Genomic DNA, 21,345 nt, shown 5'->3' on the forward strand with positions numbered 1-21,345 from the left:
GGCGGCTCGACTATGGTCGCGCCAAAAGGAAGGCCCGATGAACCTGAATACACCTGCATTTTCAAGCTTCACCCATGACGGATTGAAGATCGCTTTTTTTGACGAGGGCGACCCTTCCGGCGTGCCTGTCTTGTTGATCCATGGCTTTGCCTCGACGGCGAACGTCAACTGGGTGCATCCGGGCTGGCTGAAGACGCTGGGTGATGCCGGCTACCGGGTGATCGCTGTCGACAATCGCGGCCATGGCGCAAGCGACAAGCCGCACGACGCCGAGGCCTATCGCCCTTGGGTCATGGCCGGCGACGCGATCGCCTTGCTCGACCATCTCGGCATCCCTGATGCCAATCTCATGGGCTATTCGATGGGGGCACGCATTTCCGTTTTTGCAGCGCTTGCCAATCCGCACCGGGTCCGCTCTCTGGTGCTCGGGGGCCTCGGCATCGGCATGACCGATGGCGTCGGCGACTGGGACCCGATCGCCGATGCGCTGCTAGCACCGTCGCTGGAGGTCGTGACGCATGACCGCGGCCGCATGTTCCGCGCCTTCGCCGATCAGACGAAGAGCGACCGCACTGCGCTTGCCGCCTGCATTCGCGGCTCGCGCGACCTCGTCGCGCGCTCGGACATGGGCAAGCTCGACATGCCGGCCCTGATCGGCGTCGGCACGAAGGACGACATCGCCGGCTCGCCGCAGGAACTGGCTGCTCTGATGCCCGAAGCCGAAGCGCTCGATATTCCTGGGCGCGATCATATGCTCGCCGTGGGTGACAAGGTTTTCAAGCAGGCAGTGCTGGCCTTCTACGCAAGGGTCGCCGAGGGGTGACATCATCGTGATGCCGAAAAACCATGCTAAAAAACCATGGTGACGGCACCCATTTATGTTATTGGCTTTTTCCACTATATAATTGGCAATCCGAAGACGGCATTCCGGCTGGCAACGAGGAGAGCGGCGATGGTCGCCAAAACAGATATTCGTGCTTTTGAGACTGGCCATCCGCTGAAGGTGATGGATCCCATTTGGGACAGCCTGCGCGAGGAAGCACGCATCGCCGCCGAAAAGGACCCGGTTCTCGCCGCCTTCCTCTACTCAACGGTTATCAATTACCATTCGCTCGAGGAATGCGTCATCCACCGCATCTGCGAACGTCTCGACCATCCCGATATGCAGGCGAACCTGCTGCGTCAGACCTTCGAAGAAATGCTCCTCGATTGGCCGGAGTGGAGCTCCATTCTTCGCGTCGATATCCAGGCGATCTATGACCGCGATCCGGCCTGCCTGCGTTTCATGGAGGCGGTGCTTTATTTCAAGGGATTCCATGCGCTGCAGACGCATCGTCTAGCCCACTGGCTGCTGAACCGCGGCCGGCGTGATTTTGCACTCTATCTGCAGAGCCGTTCCTCCAGCGTATTCCAGACCGATATCAATCCGGCCGCGCGTATCGGCAAGGGCATCTTCCTTGATCACGCCACCGGCCTCGTCGTCGGCGAGACCGCGGTCATCGGCGACAATGTCTCGATCCTGCACGGTGTGACGCTCGGCGGCACCGGCAAGGAGGGCGCCGATCGCCACCCGAAGATCGGCAGCGGCGTCATGATTGGCGCCGGCGCCAAGATCCTCGGCAATATCGAGATCGGTTACTGCTCGCGCGTTGCCGCAGGTTCGGTGGTGCTGAAAGCGGTGCCGCCGAAGAAGACGGTCGCAGGCGTTCCCGCCAAGGTCGTGGGCGAGGCCGGTTGTTCCGAGCCGTCGCGCAATATGGACCAGGTCATTGGCGCGGATATCTGAGCGCTAGTAGAGGTTAGGGAAGGTTGGCAGGAACCGGGCGGCGACAGGCTGAAGTGGCAACCTTGCCTTTACACCGCTGCGTTTCGTGTGCAAGAAGCGGCCAATCAAGACCGCTTACGGAGATGACAGAGTGAAGCCAGAAGAAATCAAGAAGCTCGACGCCTACTTCAAACGTACGCTCAACCCGCAGATTGTCGTCAAGGCACGTCCGCGCAAGAATGATTCTGCGGAAGTCTATCTCGGCGAAGAATTTCTGGGCGTCGTCTATGTCGACGACGAAGACGGCGATCGCTCCTACAACTTTTCGATGGCGATCCTCGACGTCGATCTTTGATCGCGCATGAGACCGGGCGGTGCCATCCGCCCGGTCTTTTTTTGTTTTTTTGCTGACGAATCAAATTTTTTTTAAAACGCTTGGTTGTGGAGTTGTGATATATATTAGCAAAAACCGTTAAAGACGTACGTTCACCGGCGCGTTGGCTTTGTCTTATTGCTGTAACACAACCTTTGGATGTTTTGCGCCGCACAAGACTACTTGACTATTTGTGCGTTGCGGCTACCCTGCCGCCATCCAACAGCCCAACGGAGGACGGCCATGTTCAACTTTGACGAAGCCAACAAGAAGAGCAGGGAAGCCGTCGACACGGCGCTGAGAACCTATTCTGACACGGCCAAGGGCTTTCAGGCGATCGCCGCCGAAGCTGCTGAATATTCGAAGAAGTCCTTTCAGGATGCGGTAACGCATTTCGAAACGCTGGCGGGCGTCAGGAGCTTCGAGGCCGCTTTCGAGCTGCAGACGAGCTATGTCAAGTCGAGCTATGAGAGCTTCGTTTCCGAAGCGACGAAGCTCGGCGAAATGTACGCCGATCTCGCCAAGTCCGCCTATAAGCCTTACGAGGCTCCGATCGCCGCTGCCGTCGCCAAGACGACCCGGCAGGCGCCGCCGGCAACGCCCGCCGCCGCATGAATTGATTTCGGTAGCGCAACCTGCGCTACGTATTGAAATGCCAAGACCGGCTACGCATTTGTAGCCGGTCTTTTTTTGCTTCCGCTTTCGCCGCAGCGCTGCATGGATCGGCCGGGGACTTTTTTGGCCTTTCCCGTGCATGCCGGCATTTCTTGATTGCAGTGTCTGACAGGGGGCTTAAAATCGGCCTATTATGAACTAAGTTAGTGTTTCAGATATTCGGCGGGAAAAGCACCCTCCCATGCTCCGTCGGATTGATCGAGGAATGAATGACAATGATCGCAAAGCCGATCCGGATGCAGAACGACAGCGAAAGGAACGGGGACAACGGAAATCGCGGAACCTCGGTCATCACGCGCACCAAGCCGAAGACCAAGAAGCCCAACCTCTATCGCGTGCTGCTTTTGAATGATGACTATACGCCCATGGAATTCGTCATTCACATTCTGGAGCGTTTTTTTCAGAAGGACCGTGAAAGTGCCACCCGCATCATGCTCCATGTCCACAATCACGGCGTCGGCGAGTGCGGAATATTCACATACGAGGTAGCGGAAACGAAGGTCAGCCAGGTGATGGACTTCGCCCGGCAGCACCAGCATCCGCTGCAATGCGTCATGGAAAAGAAGTGAGGATCTGAACGTGCCAACATTTTCGCCTAGCTTAGAGAAGGCGCTCCATCAGGCACTGACCTTTGCCAACGAGCGGCATCATGAATATGCGACGCTCGAGCATCTGCTGCTCGCCCTGATCGACGATGCCGATGCGGCCGCGGTCATGGGTGCCTGCAATGTCGATCTCGACGCGCTGCGCAAGACGCTCGTCGAATATGTCGATAATGAACTCTCCAATCTGATCACCGGTTACGACGAGGATTCCAAGCCGACCTCCGGCTTCCAGCGCGTAATCCAGCGCGCGGTCATCCACGTGCAGTCATCCGGGCGCGAGGAAGTGACCGGCGCCAACGTGCTCGTAGCGATCTTCGCCGAGCGCGAAAGCCATGCCGCCTATTTCCTGCAGGAGCAGGAGATGACCCGCTATGATGCCGTCAACTATATCTCCCATGGCATCGGCAAGCGGCCGGGCGCCTCGGAGACCCGCACCCCCCGCGGCGCCGAGGAGGAGGCCGAAAGCAAGCCGACGGCGCGCGGCGGCGAGGAAGAGGGCGGCCCGAAGAAGCAGCAGGATGCGCTCAAGGCCTATTGCGTCAATCTCAACGAGAAGGCCAAGGGCGGCAAGATCGACCCGCTGATCGGCCGTCATGCCGAGGTGAGCCGCACCATCCAGATCCTGTGCCGCCGTTCGAAGAACAATCCGCTCTATGTGGGTGATCCCGGCGTCGGCAAGACGGCGATCGCCGAAGGTCTTGCCAAGCGCATCGTCGAAGGCAAGGTGCCCGAGGCGCTTGCCGATGCGACGATCTTCTCGCTCGACATGGGCACGCTGCTCGCCGGCACACGCTACCGCGGCGATTTCGAAGAGCGCCTGAAGCAGGTCGTCAAGGAACTGGAAGAATATCCGGGTGCCGTGCTGTTCATCGACGAGATCCATACGGTGATTGGCGCCGGCGCCACATCCGGCGGGGCGATGGATGCATCGAACCTGCTGAAGCCCGCGCTGTCATCAGGCGCCATCCGCTGCATCGGTTCGACCACCTACAAGGAATACCGCCAGTTCTTCGAGAAGGACCGGGCGCTGGTCCGCCGTTTCCAGAAGATCGACGTCAGCGAGCCCTCGATCAATGATGCGATCGAGATCATGAAGGGCCTGAAGCCCTATTTCGAAGAATATCACCACCTGCGCTACTCGAACGACGCCATCAAGTCGGCCGTCGAGCTGTCGGCCCGCTACATCTCCGACCGCAAGCTGCCGGACAAGGCAATCGACGTGATCGACGAAACGGGTGCGGCCCAGATGCTTCTGCCGCCCTCGAAGCGCCGCAAGCTGATCACCGAAAAGGAGATCGAAGCGACGATAGCCACGATGGCGCGCATCCCGCCCAAGACCGTCTCCAAGGACGACGAGGCGGTTCTTGCCAATCTCGAGCAGGAACTGCGCTCGGTCGTCTACGGCCAGGATATTGCTATCGAAGCTCTTTCGACCTCGATCAAGCTGGCGCGTGCCGGTCTTCGCGAGCCGAACAAGCCGATTGGCGCCTATGTCTTCTCCGGTCCGACCGGTGTAGGCAAGACCGAAGTGGCAAAGCAGCTTGCTTCGTCACTCGGCGTCGAGCTCCTGCGCTTCGACATGTCGGAATATATGGAGCGGCATACGGTTTCCCGTCTGCTCGGCGCACCTCCCGGCTATGTTGGTTTCGACCAGGGCGGTCTTCTGACCGATGGCGTGGATCAGCATCCGCATTGCGTGGTCCTGCTCGACGAAATCGAGAAGGCGCATCCGGATATCTACAATATCCTGCTGCAGGTGATGGACCACGGCACGCTGACCGACCATAACGGCAAGAAGATCGACTTCCGCAACGTCATCCTGATCATGACGACGAATGCGGGCGCTTCCGAAATGGCCAAGGCCGCAATCGGCTTCGGCTCGTCCAAGCGCACGGGCGAGGACGAGGAGGCGCTGACCCGTCTTTTCACGCCGGAGTTCCGCAACCGACTCGACGCGATCATTCCCTTCGCGGCCCTGCCAACGGCGGTTATCCACAAGGTCGTGCAGAAGTTCATCATGCAACTGGAGGCCCAGCTTTCCGAAAGGAACGTCACCTTCGACCTGCATGAGGACGCGATCGCTTGGCTCGCCGAAAAGGGTTACGACGAGAAGATGGGCGCCCGCCCGCTGGCCCGCGTGATCCAGGACACGATCAAGAAGCCGCTCGCCAACGAAATCCTCTTCGGCAAGCTGAAGAAGGGCGGCGTTGTCAACGTCACCGTCGGCCCGAAGGAAGATGGCAAGCCCGGCATCCTGCTGGAGGCCATTCCGGATACGGCGCCGATCAAGCCGAAGCCGGAAGCCGAGGTCGTGCATCCCGAAGCCGACGATGAGGATGACGGCGAGCTGAAAACGAAGACGACTCGCAAGACCCGTGCCAAGACGGTTCCGCGGGCCGAGCCCGAGGTCCGCGACGCTCCGAAGAAGGGAAGCGCCGTTCCCAAGGTTCCGCGCAGGAAGTAAGACCTCGTCACCGAATTTGGAAAAGGCCGCGTCACCCGCGGCCTTTTTCGTTTCCCGTGCTGGCAGCGATCCGCGTTACGCCAGCGCGGCCCGAAGTTTTTCAGCATGCGCGGCAAGAACGGCGCCGTCCTCCATCTTGCCGGAATGTGGCCTGAGCGCCGTGCTCTCATGGCGGGGAATGACGTGGAAATGCAGATGGAACACCGTTTGTCCGGCCGCCGGTTCGTTGAATTGGGCGATGAACACACCATCGGCGTCGAAGACGTCCTTGACCGCGTTGGCGACCTTCTGGACAACGGTGATGGCCTGGGTGAGGGTAGTCGGATCGGCATCGAGAATGTTGCGGGAAGGCGCCTTCGGAACGACCAGTACATGGCCCGGCGCCTGCGGCATCACATCCATGAAGGCGACCGTATACTGGTCCTCGTAGATCCGGTGCGAGGGAATTTCGCCGCGCAGGATCTTGGCGAAGATATTGTTATCGTCATAGGCGCTGGTCATCGCGAAATCTCCTCACGTTCCAATTGATCGGGTAGCGCGCTCGCCGGGGCGGCGTCAATCCTCCTGCAGGCGTTCGCCTTTGCGGAAAGGGCTGTGCTCGCTCAGAAGCTCACCCATCTGTTCGACATCGGCACGCTCGCGCGCGAGATAGTCGCCGATCGCCCTGCGGAGCCCGGCATGGGCGACATAATGAGCGGAATGCGTCGTCACCGGCAGGTAGCCGCGCGCTAGCTTGTGTTCGCCCTGCGCGCCGGCTTCGACGCGCTTCAGACCTTTGGAAAGGGCGAAGTCGATCGCCTGGTGATAGCAGACCTCGAAATGCAGGAAGGGGTGGTCCTCGATGCAGCCCCAGTGACGGCCGTAGAGCGTATTGCCGCCGATGAAGTTGATCGCGCCGGCAATATAGCGGCCCTCGCGCTTGGCCATGACGAGCAGGATATCGTCGGCCATGCGTTCGCCAATCAGCGAGTAGAACTTGCGGGTAAGATAAGGCCGGCCCCACTTGCGGCCGCCGGTATCCATGTAGAACTTGAAGAACTGGTCCCAGATCCGCTCTGTCAGGTCGCGCCCGGTCAGCCAGTCGATGCTGATGTCGTTTTCGAGCGCGGCGCGGCGCTCCTTGCGCAACGCCTTGCGTTTGCGCGAAGCGAGCGTCTCCAGAAATTCGTCGTGATTGGCATAACCGGCATTTATGAAATGAAACTGCTGGTCGGTACGGTGCAGATAGCCGTCCATTTCGAAGACGCCGATCTCCTCGTCCGGCACGAAGGTGATATGTGCCGAGGAGATGCCGAGCCGGCGCACGATCTCCTTCAGGCTTTCGGCGATCGCGCTCTGGATCGGTAGCCGTTGCAGCCCCTCGGCGACAAGGAGACGCGGCCCGGTCGCCGGCGTGAACGGGATCGAGCACTGCAGCTTGGGATAATAGCGCCCGCCAGCCCGCTCGAAAGCGTCGGCCCAGCCGTGGTCGAAGACATATTCGCCCTGGCTGTGGCTTTTGAGGTAGCCGGGCAGGGCGCCGATCAGTTCGCCGCGATCTGTCTCGAGTAACAGGTGATGGCCGAGCCAACCCGTTTCGGCCGTGGCAGAGCCGGATTCTTCCAGCGATGATAAAAAAGCGTGCGAAACAAATGGGTTGTACGCAAGTGTGCTGCAAGCCTTCGACGCCCCGGAAAGCCTGGACCAGCTCTCCGGGGAAATCGCGGTGAAGGAGCGTTCTACTCGAATGGATAGTTCATCTGTCATGGGGCAAATGCGAAGCCTGTGGGGGACGGTTCGGCTCTGCCTCAGTCTGCGCATGATCTTGGCCAAAAAGCGAGCGTCAAACGGCCATGCGCGGATCGAAGCCTTCGAAGGTCATCTGGTCTGCATTGGCGAAAGTGCGACGGCGCGCCTCTTCGTCACGCACCGTCCAGGTGATCACCGGAATGCCCTTTTCGCGTTCGCCTGTGATGAAGGCATTCGGCAGGTCACCATAATAATAGGAGATGAAATCGAGGCCGATCTCCATTGCCTCCGCATGTAACCTGAACGCCTCCCGCGTGTTGCCTTCCGCCGTCAATCCGATCGGGTAGGGCGAGCCGAGCGCTTTCAGATCGCGCAGCAGCCAGTGGTCGAAGCTCATCAGCGCAACCTTGCCCTCATAGCCTTCGAGCACTTCGATCACGGATTCGGCAAAACCTTCGTCGTCGGCCTCACGGCCCTTCAGCTCCAGCACCAGCGGTACCTTGCCCTGGACGAGATCGAGGAGCTGGCGGAGCGTCGGCACCTTGTCGCCCGTGCCTCCGATGGCGATCAGCCCGAGTTCTCGGGAGGTGCGCTCGCGGATGTCGCCGTTGAGATTGCACAGACGCTTGAGGTCCTCGTCGTGGAAGATGATCGGCACCGCGTCGGAGGCGTAGTGAAGGTCGCATTCGATCGCAAAGCCGGCTTCGACAGCGCGCGAAAAGGCCGAAAGCGTATTCTCCCAGACAAGCCTGTTGAGGTCGTGATAGCCGCGATGGGCGACTGGCACGTCCTTGATCCAGTCTGCATTGGTCATTCTGCGATTTCCATGATAGCGTCGATCTCGACGGCGGCGTTCAGCGGAAGAGCGGCCATGCCGACGGCAGCGCGTGCATGTTTGCCAACTTTGCCGAGTACGCCGGCGATCAGGTTCGAGGCGCCGTTGATGACGAGATGCTGCTCGACAAAGTCGGGAGCCGAGGCGACGAAGCCGTTCAGCTTGATGACGCGCCGGATGCGGCCAAGATCGCCGCCAAGTGCAGCCTTCGCCTGGGCAAGGATGTTGATGGCGCAGAGTTCGGCGCCGCGCTGGCCAGTCGCAACGTCGATCGTCTTGCCGAGATGGCCGGATATGGCAACCTTGCCGCCTTCGAGCGGCAGCTGGCCGGAGATGTAGAGCAGATTGCCGCTGATGACATAGGGAACGTAATTTGCGGCGGGCGCCGCAGCTTCGGGCAAAGTTATCCCCATCTCACTCAGACGCGCTGCAATTTCATCTGACATTTTCGTCTCCGCTTTTGTTGTCAATGTTTCAAAAATTATGCATCAAGACTAGAATCTTTAATATGACAGGTCCGAGCCTCGATTTGGCCGAAAGCGTTCTTATAACATCGCGGCCGAATCCAACAGGAGTGAATGAATGTTCCGATCGAGTCTTGCCGCTCTGCTTCTTGCAAGCGTTTCCGCCGATGCATGGGCGGGCGCGCCAGCGGCAAGCGCTGCGATTGCAAGCGGCCTCGTCGCCCATCGCGCGGTCTATGATCTGGAATTGAAGGATGCGTCGGACCGCTCCGGCATCGCCTCCATGTACGGCCGCATGGTTTATGAATTCGACGGCAGCTATTGCCAGGGCTTCACCACCAATTTCCGCTTCGTGACTCAGATCGACACCGGCGACAGCGTACGCGTCAGCGATCAGCAGACAAGGACCTTCGAAAACCTGAAGGACCGCAAGTTTACCTTCGACACAAAATCCTTCACCGACGATCAGCTCGACAAGGAGGTCAATGGAGCGGCCGAGAATCAGGCCAATGGCGTCAAGGTCGACCTCAAGCAGCCGGCGAGCCGCGAGTTGCAGCTTGCCGAAAGCAGCTTCCCGACGGAGCATATGCTCGATGTGATCCAGAACGCCAAGGACGGCAAGCGTTTCTTCGAAGCGCGCATTTTCGACGGTTCCGATGACGGCGACAAGTCGCTGGTGACGACGACGATCGTCGGCAAGCAGGAGACGCCCGCTGCCGAGGAGACCGATGCCGGCAACGCCGGCGCCTTCTCGAAGACAGCCTTCTGGCCGGTGACCATCGCCTATTTCAATGAGAGTGCGAAATCGGATTCGGTGCCGGTCTATCGTATGTCGTTCAAGCTCTACGAGAACGGCATCACCCGCGACCTGACGATGGATTATGGCGATTTCGTCCTGACCGGTAAGCTCGCCAAGCTCGAGCTGCTCGATCACAAGGCTGAGGTGTGCAAGTAGGCTGCGGTTCCTCCGCTTCCATACGCCGGCGTCATGCTGGCGCTAACGCCCACGCTAGCGAGCTGAGCCGCGGCATTTGTATGGGCGGGCAGGCGGCGGGCATGCCTTTGTTCCGGATCGCCGCGCGGTGACAGCGAAAGGCCGGCTTTTTTCGGGATAAGCCTTGCTTTCGTGGCAAATCGAATGTATGGGCACCGGCATTCCACACGTAAGGCATGGGATCGTCCGGGAGAAATCCGGGCTGTTCCGCCGGTGGCATTCTCGACGAGGGTGCTGTTCGTCTTGCGGAGGTTCAACCGGAAAAGGAGTAACAAGGCATGGCATTGCCTGATTTTTCTATGCGCCAGCTTCTTGAGGCAGGCGTTCACTTCGGCCACCAGACCCATCGCTGGAACCCGAAGATGAAGCCGTATATCTTCGGCGACCGCAACAACATCCACATCATCGACCTGGCGCAGACCGTTCCGATGCTGTCGCGCGCCCTTCAGGTCGTCAGCGACACTGTCGCCCGCGGCGGCCGCGTTCTCTTCGTCGGCACCAAGCGCCAGGCGTCCGAGATTATCGCCGACAGTGCCAAGCGCTCGGCCCAGTACTACGTCAACTCGCGCTGGCTCGGCGGCATGATGACGAACTGGAAGACGATCTCCAACTCGATCCAGCGCCTGCGCAAGCTCGACGAGATCCTCAACGGCGAAGCTCAGGGCTTCACCAAGAAGGAACGCCTGAACCTCGAGCGCGAGCGTGAAAAGCTCGACAAGGCACTCGGCGGTATCCGCGATATGGGCGGCACGCCCGACCTGATGTTCATCATCGACACGAACAAGGAAAAGATCGCAATCGACGAAGCCAAGCGCCTCGGCATTCCCGTCGTCGCCATCATCGATTCGAACTGCGATCCGGATCTGATCGACTATCCGATCCCGGGCAACGACGACGCTTCGCGCGCCATCGCCCTGTACTGCGAGCTGATTTCCCGCGCTGCCATCGACGGTATTGCGCGCCAGCAAAGCTCTTCCGGCCGCGATCTTGGCGCATCCTCCGAAGTTCCGGTCGAGCCGGCTCTCGAGGAAGCAGCCGAAGGCTGATGAAAGCGGGCGGAGCGAAAACTCCGTCGAAGCTTGCATAGACTGGGAAGGCCGCTCGCGACTCATGAAGTTCGGCGGCCTTACCTGTTTCAGGCAGAGGCGTCAGGCGCTCCGCCAGTTAAGTTTCGTTATGACGCGTCTTCATCACGCTGTCATACATACAGGTACATTTCGTGCCTCAATCCGGTGCCGCGCCGCTTTGCGGTCCACCGTTTGAACCGACAAGAGGAAGATAATGAGCGAGATTACGGCTGCAATGGTGAAGGAACTGCGCGAAAAGACAGGCGCAGGCATGATGGACTGCAAGAAGGCGCTTGCTGAAACCAATGGCGACATGGAAGCGGCGATCGACTGGCTGCGCGCCAAGGGCATCGCCAAGGCCGACAAGAAGTCCGGCCGTACCGCCGCCGAAGGCCTCGTCGGGGTTTCGAGCGAAGGCACAAAGGCCGTCGTCGTCGAAGTTAATTCCGAAACCGACTTCGTCGCCCGCAACGATGCCTTCCAGGATCTCGTCCGCGGCATCGCGAAGGTCGCCGTCTCGACGGACGGCACCGTCGAGGCCGTCGCTGCTGCGACCTACCCGGCATCTGGCAAGTCCGTTTCCGACACGATCAAGGATGCGATCGCAACGATCGGCGAGAACATGAACCTGCGCCGTTCGATCGCTCTCTCCGTCGAGAACGGCGTCGTGGCCACCTACATTCACAATGCGGTTTCCGACGGCCTCGGCAAACTCGGCGTTCTCGTCGCGCTGAAGTCGACCGGCGACAAGGAAGCCCTGAACGCAATCGGCCGCCAGGTCGCCATGCACATTGCTGCGACCGCGCCGCTGGCGATCCGCCCGGAAGAAGTCGATGCCGCCGTCGCCGAGCGCGAGCGCAACGTCTTCATCGAGCAGTCGCGCGCTTCGGGCAAGCCCGACAACATTATCGAGAAGATGGTCGAAGGCCGCATGCGCAAGTTCTTCGAAGAAGTCGCTCTTCTCTCGCAGGCTTTCGTCATCAATCCGGATCTCACCGTCGCAGCCGCCATCAAGGAAGCTGAAAAGGTTGTCGGCGCCCCGATCGAAATTGCCGGCATGGCCCGTCTCCTGCTCGGCGAGGGCGTCGAAAAGGAAGAGACCGATTTTGCGGCCGAAGTTGCGGCTGCCGTCAAGGGTTGATCTTTCAGCCATAATTGGGAAAACGCCAGGGCATCGCGTGACAACGCGGTGCCCTTCGTGTATCGGGCATTCACGGCAATTTACGAGGAGCCAAGATGTCTTTAGAGCCTGTCTATAAACGCGTTCTACTCAAGGCTTCCGGCGAAGCGCTCATGGGTGCCCAGGGTTTCGGGATCGATGTCGCGGTGGCGGACCGCATTGCATCTGATATCGCCGAAGCAAGGCATATGGGCGTGGAAGTCGGCGTCGTCGTCGGTGGCGGCAATATCTTCCGCGGTGTCGCAGTCGCGTCCAAAGGCGGCGACCGGGTGACGGGCGACCATATGGGCATGCTCGGCACCATCATCAATGCGCTGGCGCTGGCGACCTCGCTTCGCAAGCTGAATATCGATACGGTGGTGCTTTCGGCCATCTCTATGCCGGAGATCTGTGAGAGCTTTTCGCAGCGAGCAACCCTTTATCATCTGTCGATGGGGCGCGTGGTGATTTTCGCTGGTGGCACCGGCAATCCCTTCTTCACCACCGATTCCGCCGCCGCACTGCGCGCCGCCGAAATGGGCGCGCAAGCGATCTTCAAGGGCACGCAGGTGGACGGTATCTACACCGCCGACCCGAAGAAATATCCCGACGCGACCCGCTTCGACCGCTTGACGCACCAGGAAGTGCTGGACAGGGGGCTTGCAGTGATGGACGTTGCCGCCGTGGCGCTTGCCAGGGAAAATTCCATTCCGATCATCGTCTTCTCGATCCACGAGAAGGGTGGTTTTGGTGAAATCTTGACGGGCGGTGGCCTCAAGACCATTGTCTCCGACAACTGATACAAGTTGCGCCGCGTTTTCGGCGCAGCCATCGCTAGAACATGCTTCAGACTTTAGGTCCGGTTGGCCCGAAATCTGAATCATGTTCTACATTGAATAATTAGAGCGTGAGACGCCCGAAAACCGCTAAAACTATTCGGCATCGCTCTAAACGGGAGCATCGACATGAGTGAAGGTATCGATATCAAGGAATTGAAGCGCCGCATGGACGGCGCGGTCTCCTCGTTCAAGAGCGACATCGCATCGTTGCGCACCGGCCGTGCTTCGGCCAACATCCTGGATCCGGTAACGATCGAGGCCTACGGTTCGCGCGTGCCCTTGAACCAGGTCGCCAACATTACCGTACCCGAGCCCCGCATGCTGACGGTTTCCGTCTGGGACAAGTCGATGGTCAGCGCCGTCGAGCGCGGCATCCGCGAATCCAATCTCGGGCTGAACCCGATCGTCGACGGCCAGAATCTGCGCATTCCGCTGCCGGAGCTGAACGAGGAGCGCCGCAAGTCGCTCGTCAAGGTGGCTCACGACTATGCCGAGAAGAGCAAGGTCGCGATTCGCCATGTTCGCCGCGACGGCATGGACGGCCTCAAGAAAGCCGAAAAGGACGGTGTAATCGGCCAGGACGAGAGCCGTGCGCAATCCGAACGCGTACAGAAGATGACGGACGAAACGATTTCCGAAATCGACCGCTTGCTTGGCGAGAAGGAAAAGGAAATCATGCAGGTCTAGTGGATCTGTGCCTTTGCCTGGAAAGACCGGACGGGAAATGTCGGAATCTATATTTGTGACTGTGCCAGAGCATGTTGCCATCATCATGGACGGCAATGGCCGTTGGGCAAAGCAGCGCGGCTTGCCGCGCACGATGGGCCATCGCAAGGGCGTCGAAGCGGTGCGCGAGACAGTACGCGCCGCCGGCGCCGCCGGCATTAAATATCTCACCCTCTTCGCCTTCTCCTCGGAGAACTGGCGCCGGCCCGAGGCCGAGGTTTCCGATCTGCTCGGTCTGCTCAAGGCTTTCATCCGCCGCGACTTGGCCGAGCTTCATCGCCAGAATGTGCGCATCAAGGTGATCGGCGACCGCCACAGTCTGCGCAGCGACATCCTCGCCCTGCTGCTCGAGGCGGAGGAGACGACCAGGGACAATACGGCGCTGACCCTGGTCATCGCCTTCAACTACGGTTCGCGCGACGAAATCGCGCGCGCCGTGGTGAGCTTGGCGAGGGACGTCGAGGCCGGGCGCCTGAGGGCGCAGGACATCACTCCCGCTCTGATCAACGCCCGCCTCGACACGGCGGGCATCCCCGATCCGGATCTCATCATTCGCACCAGCGGCGAGGAACGGCTTTCCAACTTCCTGCTCTGGCAGGCGGCCTATTCGGAATTCATTTTCGTGCCGGAATATTGGCCCGATTTCAGCCCGGAGATTTTCCGCTCGGCGCTGGAAAAGTTCGCCTCCCGCGACCGGCGCTTCGGCGGCCTGTCATCCCAGGCAGCCGCGGTCGGTACCTGATGCAGCAGGAACTGAAACTGCGCATCGTTTCAGGATTGGTTCTCGCGGTCATCGTTCTTGTCGCCACCTGGTATGGCGGCCTTGCCTTCCGCATGCTGGCGGCGGTGATCGGTCTGCTGATCTACTATGAATGGTCGAAAATAACCGGCATTGCGCGTGATTGGGTCGCCAATGTGGTCGGCTGGATTGGCGAAGCGGCGGTTGCCTTCCTCGTGCTTGTCGGCAATTTCGAATTTGCCGCCGGCATGCTGGCCGGCATCACCGCCGTCGGCATAGCGCTGATCATCCTGCATGGCACGAGCCGCTGGCTGCCACTAGGCTTGTTTTATGCGGGCGCCACCGGCCTGGCGCTCGCCGCGATCAGAAGCAACGACCAACCAGGCCTTTACGCGATGCTTTTCGTCTTTGCCGTCGTCTGGGCGACCGATATCCTCGCCTATTTTGTCGGCAGGGCGCTCCGCGGACCGAAGCTTGCCCCATCGATTTCGCCAGGAAAGACATGGTCGGGTGCAATCGGCGGCGCCATTTCCGCTGTTGCCGCCGGCGTCCTTCTCGCTCACTTTCTTTTCCCGGGCTCGGAAGTCGTCGCCGCCGGCGTGGCGCTCGTCCTGTCGGTGTGCAGCCAGTCGGGAGACCTTTTCGAATCCTTTATCAAACGAAAATTCGGCGCCAAGGATTCCAGCCGTCTCATTCCCGGCCATGGCGGCGTCATGGATCGGGTCGACGGACTGATTTTCGCCTGTTTTGCGGCGTTCTTGCTTGCTGGACTATTTTCCGTGATAAAAGGGACCGGCATGGCGTCGCTCGGAGCGGCATTGTTCGGTCTTTGATGACGCAGCCTGACGGAAGGAACTCATGGACGTGATGACAGGCCTATATGCATTCGTGATGGGGAACATCGTCACCTTCATCCTGGTGCTCTCGCTGCTCGTCTTTGTTCATGAGATGGGCCATTACCTGGTCGGGCGGTGGAGCGGCATCCGCATCCTTGCCTTTTCCGTCGGCTTCGGTCCGGAGATATTCGGCTTCACCGACCGCCATGGAACACGCTGGAAGCTCTCCGTGATTCCGCTGGGCGGGTACGTCCGGTTCTTCGGCGACGAGGATGTTTCGAGCAAACCGGACAGCGACAAGCTTGCCGCCATGTCGAAGGAGGACAGGGCGCGCTCCTTTGCCGGCGCCAAGCTCTGGAAACGTGCTGCGACCGTGGCAGCCGGCCCGATCGCAAATTTCCTGCTGGCGATTGCCATCTTCACTGTTCTCTTCACCGTCTATGGCCGCATGATCGCCGACCCGGTCGTAGCCGAGGTCAGGCCGGGGACCTCGGCCGCCGCCGCCGGCATTCTTCCCGGCGATCTCCTGGTTGCCATCGACGGCGGCAAGGTAGAGACCTTCGAAGATGTGCGCCGCTATGTCGGCATGCGCCCGGGCCAGATGGTGGTAGTTACGGTCGAGCGCGGTGGCCAGAAGCTCGATGTACCGATGGTGCCGCAGCGCGTAGAGCAGACCGACCAGTTCGGCAACAAGATGGAAGTAGGCCAGATCGGCATCGTCACCAGCAAGGAAGCCGGCAATTTCCGCCTGCAGACCTACACGCCGCTTCAGGCGCTGCGTGAGGGCGTGATCGCCAGCGGGCAAATTGTTACCGGCACTTTCAAATATATCGGCAACATCTTCAACGGGTCGATGCGAGCCGATCAACTGGGCGGCCCGATCCGTGTGGCGCAGGCTACCGGCCAGATGGCGCAGCTTGGCCTGGGGGCGGTGCTGCAGCTTGCCGCTGTGCTGTCGGTTTCGATAGGATTGCTTAACCTGATGCCGGTTCCGGTACTTGATGGCGGCCACCTGATGTTCTATGCGGTGGAAGCGGTCCGAGGAAAACCGCTGGGCGCCAAGGCCCAGGAAATTGCGTTTCGTATAGGCTTGGCGATGATACTGACATTGATGGTTTTCACGACCTGGAACGACATCAGCCTGAGCTGAGGGTAAACGCGTAAGGCAAGGGAATTACTATTTATTTACGATGTTTCAAGGCTGTAGTGGCGAATGGGTCACGCTTGGAAATGAAGTAAACAGAAATTAACGACCTCCCTTGCTTGTATGTCAAAAGCGGGTAAAACGACACACGTGACCGGAATCGGGTTCTCCCGGGGACGGGGACGAGGGAAAAAAGGTAATAGGTGAAATGAAGGCTGGTTCAAGGTTTTTGAACGCAGTATCGGCGGTTGCGCTGTCTGCTGGTGTTGTTGCTTCGGGCGCAGGTGCTTTGACGTTCGTTTCCGCTACGGCCGCTGAGGCCGCGGTCATTCAGCGCATCGATGTGCGTGGCGCAAGCCGCGTTGGCGCGGAAGCCGTCCGGTCGAATCTCACCATCACACCCGGCAAGAGTTTCTCGAACACTGATATCGATAATTCCGTCAAACAGCTTTACGGCACGGGCTACTTCTCCGACGTCAAGATTTCGGTTTCCGGCGGCACTCTCGTCGTCAATGTCCAGGAGGCCCAGCTCGTCAACCAGGTTGTCTTCAATGGCAACCGCAAGATCAAGGATGACAAGCTCGCGACGATCGTTCAGACCCGTGCTGCTGGTCCTTACAGCGACACGCAGATTCAGTCCGACATCCAGGCGATCAAGGACGCCTATGCCGCCACTGGCCGCAGCGAAGTCGAAGTGACGACGCAGGTGGTGCCGCTCGGTGAGGGCCGCGTCAATCTCGCCTTCGTCATCAACGAGGGCGATCGGACTAAGATCGACTCGATCAATTTCGTCGGCAACAACGCCTACAGCGCGGGCCGACTGGCTGCGGTCATCAACACCAAGCGTTCGAACTTCCTTTCGTTCCTGACCCGCAAGGACGTCTACAACGAAGACAAGCTCCACGCCGACGAAGAAGCGCTGCGTCAGTTCTATTACAATCGCGGCTATGCCGACATGCGCATCGTCTCTTCCGATGCGACCTTCGACGAGGCGACCAACAAATACACGCTCACCTTCAACATCGAGGAAGGCCAGCGTTACGACTTCGGGCCGGTGACTGTCCAATCGACCGTCGAAGGCGTCGGTTCCGATCAGCTGCTGCCGCTCGTGCGCACGAAGGAAGGCCAGGTCTACAGCGCCAAGGAGGTGCAGAAGTCGATCGAAGCGATTTCCGATCAGGTGGCATCCGCCGGTTATCCCTTCGCGCGCGTGACGCCGCGCGGTAACCGCGACCTCAACAACAACACGATCGGCGTCGAATATCTCGTCGATCAGGGCGAGCGCGCCTATGTCGAGCGCATCGAAATCCGCGGCAACAGCCGCACGCGCGACTACGTAATTCGCCGCGAATTCGACATGAGTGAAGGCGATGCCTTCAATCAGCAGATGATCACCAAGGCCAAGCGTCGCCTGGAAGCGCTCGGTTACTTCTCTTCCGTCAATATCTCCACCCAGCCGGGTAGCTCGCCTGACCGGGTCGTGGTGGTGGTCGACGTGCAGGATCAGTCGACCGGTTCGTTCGGTGTCGGCGCGGGTTATGCTGCCGGCGGCGATGGTCTGCTGCTTGAAGCATCGATCGAAGAAAAGAACTTCCTCGGCCGCGGTCAGTACATCCGGATTTCCGCCGGCGGCGGTCAGGAAGGCTCGCGCGCCTACGGCGTCAGCTTCACCGAACCCTATTTCCTCGGCTATCGCCTGGCGGCGGGCTTCGACGTCAACCACAGCGAGACGTCGAGCAACGATGATTATGACTACGAGGAAACCAGCGTCGTACTGCGCGTCACAGCGCCGATCACCGAAGATCTGGCGACGACCTTCCGTTATAACTACAAGCAGATGAAGTATGACGGCGATACCGCCGACCTTTCGGCCACCTACGCAAACCTGGTGGACGAGAGCCCCTGGACGCGTTCTTCCGTCTCGCAGACGCTGACCTACAACACGCTCGACGACACAGTCCTGCCGCGTGAAGGCATCTATGCGACGGCGACGCATGAAATTGCCGGCCTCGGCGGCGACTCCCAGTTCTACAAGATTTACGGCAAGGCGCGCTATTACCACCTTCTCGCCGACGATGCCGATATTATCGGCTCGCTCTCCGCGTCGGCGGGTTATGTCATTGGCTTCGACAATAACCTGAACGTCTTCGACCAGTTCACCCTGACCAACGCCGATATTCGCGGCTTTGAAAACAAGGGCATCGGTCCGCGCATCAGGGGCAACAACGATGACCCGCTCGGCGGCACGACCTATTTCACGGCGTCTGCTGAAGCCACCTTCCCGATGCCGGGCTTCCCGCGTGACTTCAACCTGCGTGGCGCAGTCTTTGCCGACGCCGGCACGCTCTTCGGCAACGATGTCGAGCTTCTCGGCTCCGATCAGGCTGAAGGCACCAGTGCTTCGCTGCGCGCTTCCGTCGGTGTCGGTGTCGTCTGGCAGTCTCCTTTCGGTGCATTGCGTCTGGATTACGCGATCCCGGTTCTCAAAGAAGACTTCGACAAGACGCAGAACTTCAAGTTTGGCATCAACAACCAATTCTGATATCGGCAGTCCGGAACTGTAAGACTCAATTCCGTTCTGGAGCATTGCCGATGGAGCAAAACGTTTTTTTTCTGCCCCATGAAGGTCTGAAGCTCGCTGAGCTGGTAGAGTTTCTTGGGGCAGAACTCGCCAATTCCGATCACGCAGATGTCGTCGTCCGGTCTGTCGCCCCCATCAGCCGGGCACAGGCGGGCGATGTCTGTTATATTCTCTCGCGTCGTAACCGCGAGGAATTTGCGACATGCGAGGCGTCGGCGGTGATCTGCGACAAGTCGCTCGCCGATCTCGTTCCTCCGCATCTTCCGGTCATCCTCTCGTCCAATCCGCATGCGGCTTTCGCGATGGCGGGCGGTCTGTTCTACCCCGCGGCATTGCGGCCGGTCGTCATTTCGGGTGAGAGCGACATCGCTCCGAGCGCTGTCATCGATCCGAGCGCCAGGCTTGAAAAGGGCGTGATCGTCGAACCGCTGGCCGTCATCGGTGCACATGCGGAGATCGGGGAGGGAACGCGCATCGGCGCGAACTGCGTCATCGGACCGAACGTCAAGATCGGCCGGGATTGCTCGATTGCGGCTGGCGCGAGCGTTCTCTGCGCGCTGATCGGCAACGGCGTCATCATCCACAACGGCGTTCGCATCGGCCAGGATGGTTTCGGTTATGCGCCGGGTCCGCGCGGCATGATCAAGATCGTCCAGATCGGCCGGGTAATCATCCAGGACAATGTCGAGATCGGCGCCAACACCACCATCGACCGCGGCGCCATGGACGATACGGTGATCGGCGAGGGGACCAAGATCGACAATCAGGTGCAGATCGGCCACAACGTTCAGATCGGCCGCCATTGCGCCGTAGTTTCACAGGTCGGCATTGCTGGCAGCACGAAGATCGGCAACGGCGTGCAGATCGGTGGCCAGGTTGGAATCAAGGGGCATGTGACGATCGGTGACGGCGTGCAGATCGCTGCCAAAAGCGGTATCATGACCGATCTTGCAGCCGGCGGACAATATGGCGGCATACCTGCGCGTCCGTTAAAAGACTATTTGAGAGATGCCGCGCAACTGGTGTCGAAAACCAGATCGCAGGGGCGGAAACCTGGAGGCAAGCAAAATGACTGAGGAAGCCACGACAACGCTTTCTTCGGCTGACATCATTGAGATCATGAAGTTGCTGCCGCATCGTTACCCGTTTCTCATGGTCGACAAGATCATTGAGATTGACGGTGACAATACGGCGATCGGCATCAAGAACGTTACGGTGAACGAGCCGCACTTCACCGGTCATTTCCCGGAGTCACCGATCATGCCGGGCGTTCTGCTGATAGAAGGCATGGCTCAGACGGCGGGTGCGATCTGTGCCAAGAAGGAAGGTCAGCCGGGCAACCTCGTCTATTTCATGACCATCGAGAACGCGCGCTTCCGCAAGCCAGTCGTGCCTGGTGATCGCGTCGAATTCCACGTCAAGAAGCACAAGCAGCGCGGCAATATCTGGAAATTCCATTGCGACGCCAAGGTTGATGGCGCGCTTGTCGCCGAGGCCGATATCGGCGCGATGATCGTTCGTAAGGATCAGGCATGAGCAATATCGCCGAAAGCGCCCGTATTCATCCGATGGCCGTCGTCGAAGACGGGGCTACCATCGGCGAGGGCGTGAAAATCGGTCCTTTCTGCCATGTCGGGCCGCATGTTGTCCTGCATGCGCATGTCGAGCTCCTGGGGCATGCGGTCGTCACCGGCCGTACCGTCATCGGCAAGGGCACGCGCATCTTCCCGATGGCCGTCATCGGCGGTGATCCGCAGAGCGTGCATCACGGCGGCGAGGAGACGACGTTGACGGTCGGCGCCAATTGCACGATCCGTGAAGGTGTGACCATGAACACCGGAACGGCCGATTTCGGCGGCCAGACGATCGTCGGCGACAACAACCTTTTCCTAGCCAATTCCCATGTCGCACACGACTGCCGGGTCGGCAATCATGTGATCATGTCAAACAACGTCATGCTCGCCGGCCATGTCGTCATCGAGGATCGCGTGATCCTCGGCGGCGGCTCGGCCGTTCATCAGTTCACCCGTGTCGGCCGCCAGGCCTTCGTCGGCGGCCTGTCGGCGGTGAGCTACGATGTTATTCCCTATGGCATGCTGAACGGCAATCCCGGTGTGCTGAGCGGCCTCAACGTCGTCGGCATGACGCGCGCCGGCATTGATCGCGCCGTCATCCACAGAGTGCGTCGTGCTTATAAGGCGATTTTCGAGGGAACGGCCTCCATCCGCGAAAACGCCGCGGCAATCCGCGAGGAATACTCCGATTGCGAGCAGGTGGTGCAGATCCTCGACTTCATCGCGGCCGATAGCGACCGCGCACTGTCCTCGCCGACGCGAGGGCAGAAGGGCTAG

General features: G+C 59.8%; 22 protein-coding genes. 18 read left to right on the top strand and 4 right to left on the bottom strand.

Annotated features, from left to right (window positions below):
• Positions 1 to 37 precede the first annotated feature (37 nt).
• The 6 genes from J2J98_RS09850 to clpA all read left to right on the top strand — a co-directional run bounded on the left by J2J98_RS09850 (position 38) and on the right by clpA (position 5,882).
• On the top strand, positions 38 to 823 hold the full coding sequence (locus tag J2J98_RS09850; RefSeq protein WP_064709058.1) for an alpha/beta fold hydrolase: 786 nt from the start codon (positions 38 to 40) through the stop codon (positions 821 to 823).
• 129 nt (positions 824 to 952) lie between these two features.
• Positions 953 to 1,786: a serine O-acetyltransferase gene (cysE, locus tag J2J98_RS09855; RefSeq protein WP_064709189.1), complete on the top strand. Its 834-nt coding sequence runs from the start codon at positions 953 to 955 to the stop codon at positions 1,784 to 1,786.
• Positions 1,787 to 1,916: 130 nt separating this feature from the next.
• Entirely contained in the window at positions 1,917 to 2,120 is a 204-nt protein-coding gene (locus J2J98_RS09860; RefSeq protein ID WP_008526943.1) for a DUF3126 family protein, read from the top strand.
• Between the two features lie 261 nt (positions 2,121 to 2,381).
• Positions 2,382 to 2,753 (top strand): phasin family protein, encoded by a 372-nt coding sequence (locus J2J98_RS09865; RefSeq protein WP_207602984.1) that lies wholly within the window; start codon positions 2,382 to 2,384, stop codon positions 2,751 to 2,753.
• A 275-nt stretch (positions 2,754 to 3,028) separates the two neighbouring features.
• Positions 3,029 to 3,382, top strand: a complete 354-nt coding sequence (gene clpS / locus J2J98_RS09870) for an ATP-dependent Clp protease adapter ClpS (protein WP_008526939.1) — start codon at positions 3,029 to 3,031, stop codon at positions 3,380 to 3,382.
• Between the two features lie 10 nt (positions 3,383 to 3,392).
• The gene (gene clpA, locus J2J98_RS09875; protein WP_207602985.1) at positions 3,393 to 5,882 is read left to right on the top strand and encodes an ATP-dependent Clp protease ATP-binding subunit ClpA; all 2,490 of its coding nucleotides are present in this window, start codon (positions 3,393 to 3,395) and stop codon (positions 5,880 to 5,882) included.
• Positions 5,883 to 5,957: 75 nt separating this feature from the next.
• Here clpA and J2J98_RS09880 read toward each other — a convergent pair whose 3' ends face one another.
• The 4 genes from J2J98_RS09880 to J2J98_RS09895 all read right to left on the bottom strand — a co-directional run bounded on the left by J2J98_RS09880 (position 5,958) and on the right by J2J98_RS09895 (position 8,891).
• Positions 5,958 to 6,383: an HIT family protein gene (locus tag J2J98_RS09880; protein ID WP_207602986.1), complete on the bottom strand. Its 426-nt coding sequence runs from the start codon at positions 6,381 to 6,383 to the stop codon at positions 5,958 to 5,960.
• Between the two features lie 54 nt (positions 6,384 to 6,437).
• Complete coding sequence (locus tag J2J98_RS09885; RefSeq protein ID WP_064709054.1) at positions 6,438 to 7,628, bottom strand: GNAT family N-acetyltransferase; 1,191 nt, start codon at positions 7,626 to 7,628, stop codon at positions 6,438 to 6,440.
• Between the two features lie 76 nt (positions 7,629 to 7,704).
• Positions 7,705 to 8,424: a glycerophosphodiester phosphodiesterase gene (locus tag J2J98_RS09890; RefSeq protein ID WP_064709053.1), complete on the bottom strand. Its 720-nt coding sequence runs from the start codon at positions 8,422 to 8,424 to the stop codon at positions 7,705 to 7,707.
• Complete coding sequence (locus J2J98_RS09895) at positions 8,421 to 8,891, bottom strand: RidA family protein (protein WP_207602987.1); 471 nt, start codon at positions 8,889 to 8,891, stop codon at positions 8,421 to 8,423. Before J2J98_RS09895 ends, J2J98_RS09890 begins: the two co-directional genes overlap by 4 nt.
• Positions 8,892 to 9,027: 136 nt before the next feature.
• On the opposite strand from J2J98_RS09895, the gene J2J98_RS09900 reads away from it, so the two are divergent.
• The 12 genes from J2J98_RS09900 (at position 9,028) to lpxA (ending at position 21,345) form a co-directional block, all read left to right on the top strand.
• Positions 9,028 to 9,864: a cell envelope integrity EipB family protein gene (locus tag J2J98_RS09900; protein WP_207602988.1), complete on the top strand. Its 837-nt coding sequence runs from the start codon at positions 9,028 to 9,030 to the stop codon at positions 9,862 to 9,864.
• A gap of 317 nt (positions 9,865 to 10,181) precedes the next feature.
• Complete coding sequence (gene rpsB, locus J2J98_RS09905; protein ID WP_003573382.1) at positions 10,182 to 10,949, top strand: 30S ribosomal protein S2; 768 nt, start codon at positions 10,182 to 10,184, stop codon at positions 10,947 to 10,949.
• A 235-nt stretch (positions 10,950 to 11,184) separates the two neighbouring features.
• Positions 11,185 to 12,111: a translation elongation factor Ts gene (gene tsf, locus J2J98_RS09910; protein WP_064709050.1), complete on the top strand. Its 927-nt coding sequence runs from the start codon at positions 11,185 to 11,187 to the stop codon at positions 12,109 to 12,111.
• Positions 12,112 to 12,206: 95 nt separating this feature from the next.
• Positions 12,207 to 12,929 (top strand): UMP kinase, encoded by a 723-nt coding sequence (gene pyrH, locus J2J98_RS09915; protein ID WP_064709049.1) that lies wholly within the window; start codon positions 12,207 to 12,209, stop codon positions 12,927 to 12,929.
• A 165-nt stretch (positions 12,930 to 13,094) separates the two neighbouring features.
• Entirely contained in the window at positions 13,095 to 13,655 is a 561-nt protein-coding gene (gene frr / locus J2J98_RS09920; protein ID WP_064709048.1) for a ribosome recycling factor, read from the top strand.
• Positions 13,656 to 13,692: 37 nt separating this feature from the next.
• Positions 13,693 to 14,436: an isoprenyl transferase gene (locus tag J2J98_RS09925; RefSeq protein ID WP_207602989.1), complete on the top strand. Its 744-nt coding sequence runs from the start codon at positions 13,693 to 13,695 to the stop codon at positions 14,434 to 14,436.
• The gene (locus J2J98_RS09930; protein ID WP_138394140.1) at positions 14,436 to 15,266 is read left to right on the top strand and encodes a phosphatidate cytidylyltransferase; all 831 of its coding nucleotides are present in this window, start codon (positions 14,436 to 14,438) and stop codon (positions 15,264 to 15,266) included. The genes J2J98_RS09925 and J2J98_RS09930 overlap by 1 nt, the downstream gene beginning before the upstream one ends.
• 25 nt (positions 15,267 to 15,291) lie before the next feature.
• Positions 15,292 to 16,419: an RIP metalloprotease RseP gene (gene rseP / locus J2J98_RS09935; protein WP_064709045.1), complete on the top strand. Its 1,128-nt coding sequence runs from the start codon at positions 15,292 to 15,294 to the stop codon at positions 16,417 to 16,419.
• Between the two features lie 202 nt (positions 16,420 to 16,621).
• A complete protein-coding gene (bamA, locus tag J2J98_RS09940) occupies positions 16,622 to 18,955 on the top strand; it encodes an outer membrane protein assembly factor BamA (protein ID WP_138394142.1) in 2,334 nt (777 codons plus the stop codon).
• A gap of 50 nt (positions 18,956 to 19,005) precedes the next feature.
• Positions 19,006 to 20,070 carry a UDP-3-O-(3-hydroxymyristoyl)glucosamine N-acyltransferase gene (gene lpxD, locus J2J98_RS09945; RefSeq protein WP_064712837.1) on the top strand — a complete coding sequence of 355 codons (1,065 nt, stop codon included), beginning with the start codon at positions 19,006 to 19,008 and terminating at the stop codon, positions 20,068 to 20,070.
• Entirely contained in the window at positions 20,063 to 20,530 is a 468-nt protein-coding gene (gene fabZ, locus J2J98_RS09950) for a 3-hydroxyacyl-ACP dehydratase FabZ (protein ID WP_064709042.1), read from the top strand. The genes lpxD and fabZ overlap by 8 nt, the downstream gene beginning before the upstream one ends.
• Complete coding sequence (gene lpxA, locus J2J98_RS09955; RefSeq protein WP_138394143.1) at positions 20,527 to 21,345, top strand: acyl-ACP--UDP-N-acetylglucosamine O-acyltransferase; 819 nt, start codon at positions 20,527 to 20,529, stop codon at positions 21,343 to 21,345. Before fabZ ends, lpxA begins: the two co-directional genes overlap by 4 nt.

This window comes from Rhizobium bangladeshense (assembly GCF_017357245.1).
In the GTDB taxonomy this organism is placed as follows: Bacteria; Pseudomonadota; Alphaproteobacteria; order Rhizobiales; family Rhizobiaceae; genus Rhizobium; species Rhizobium bangladeshense.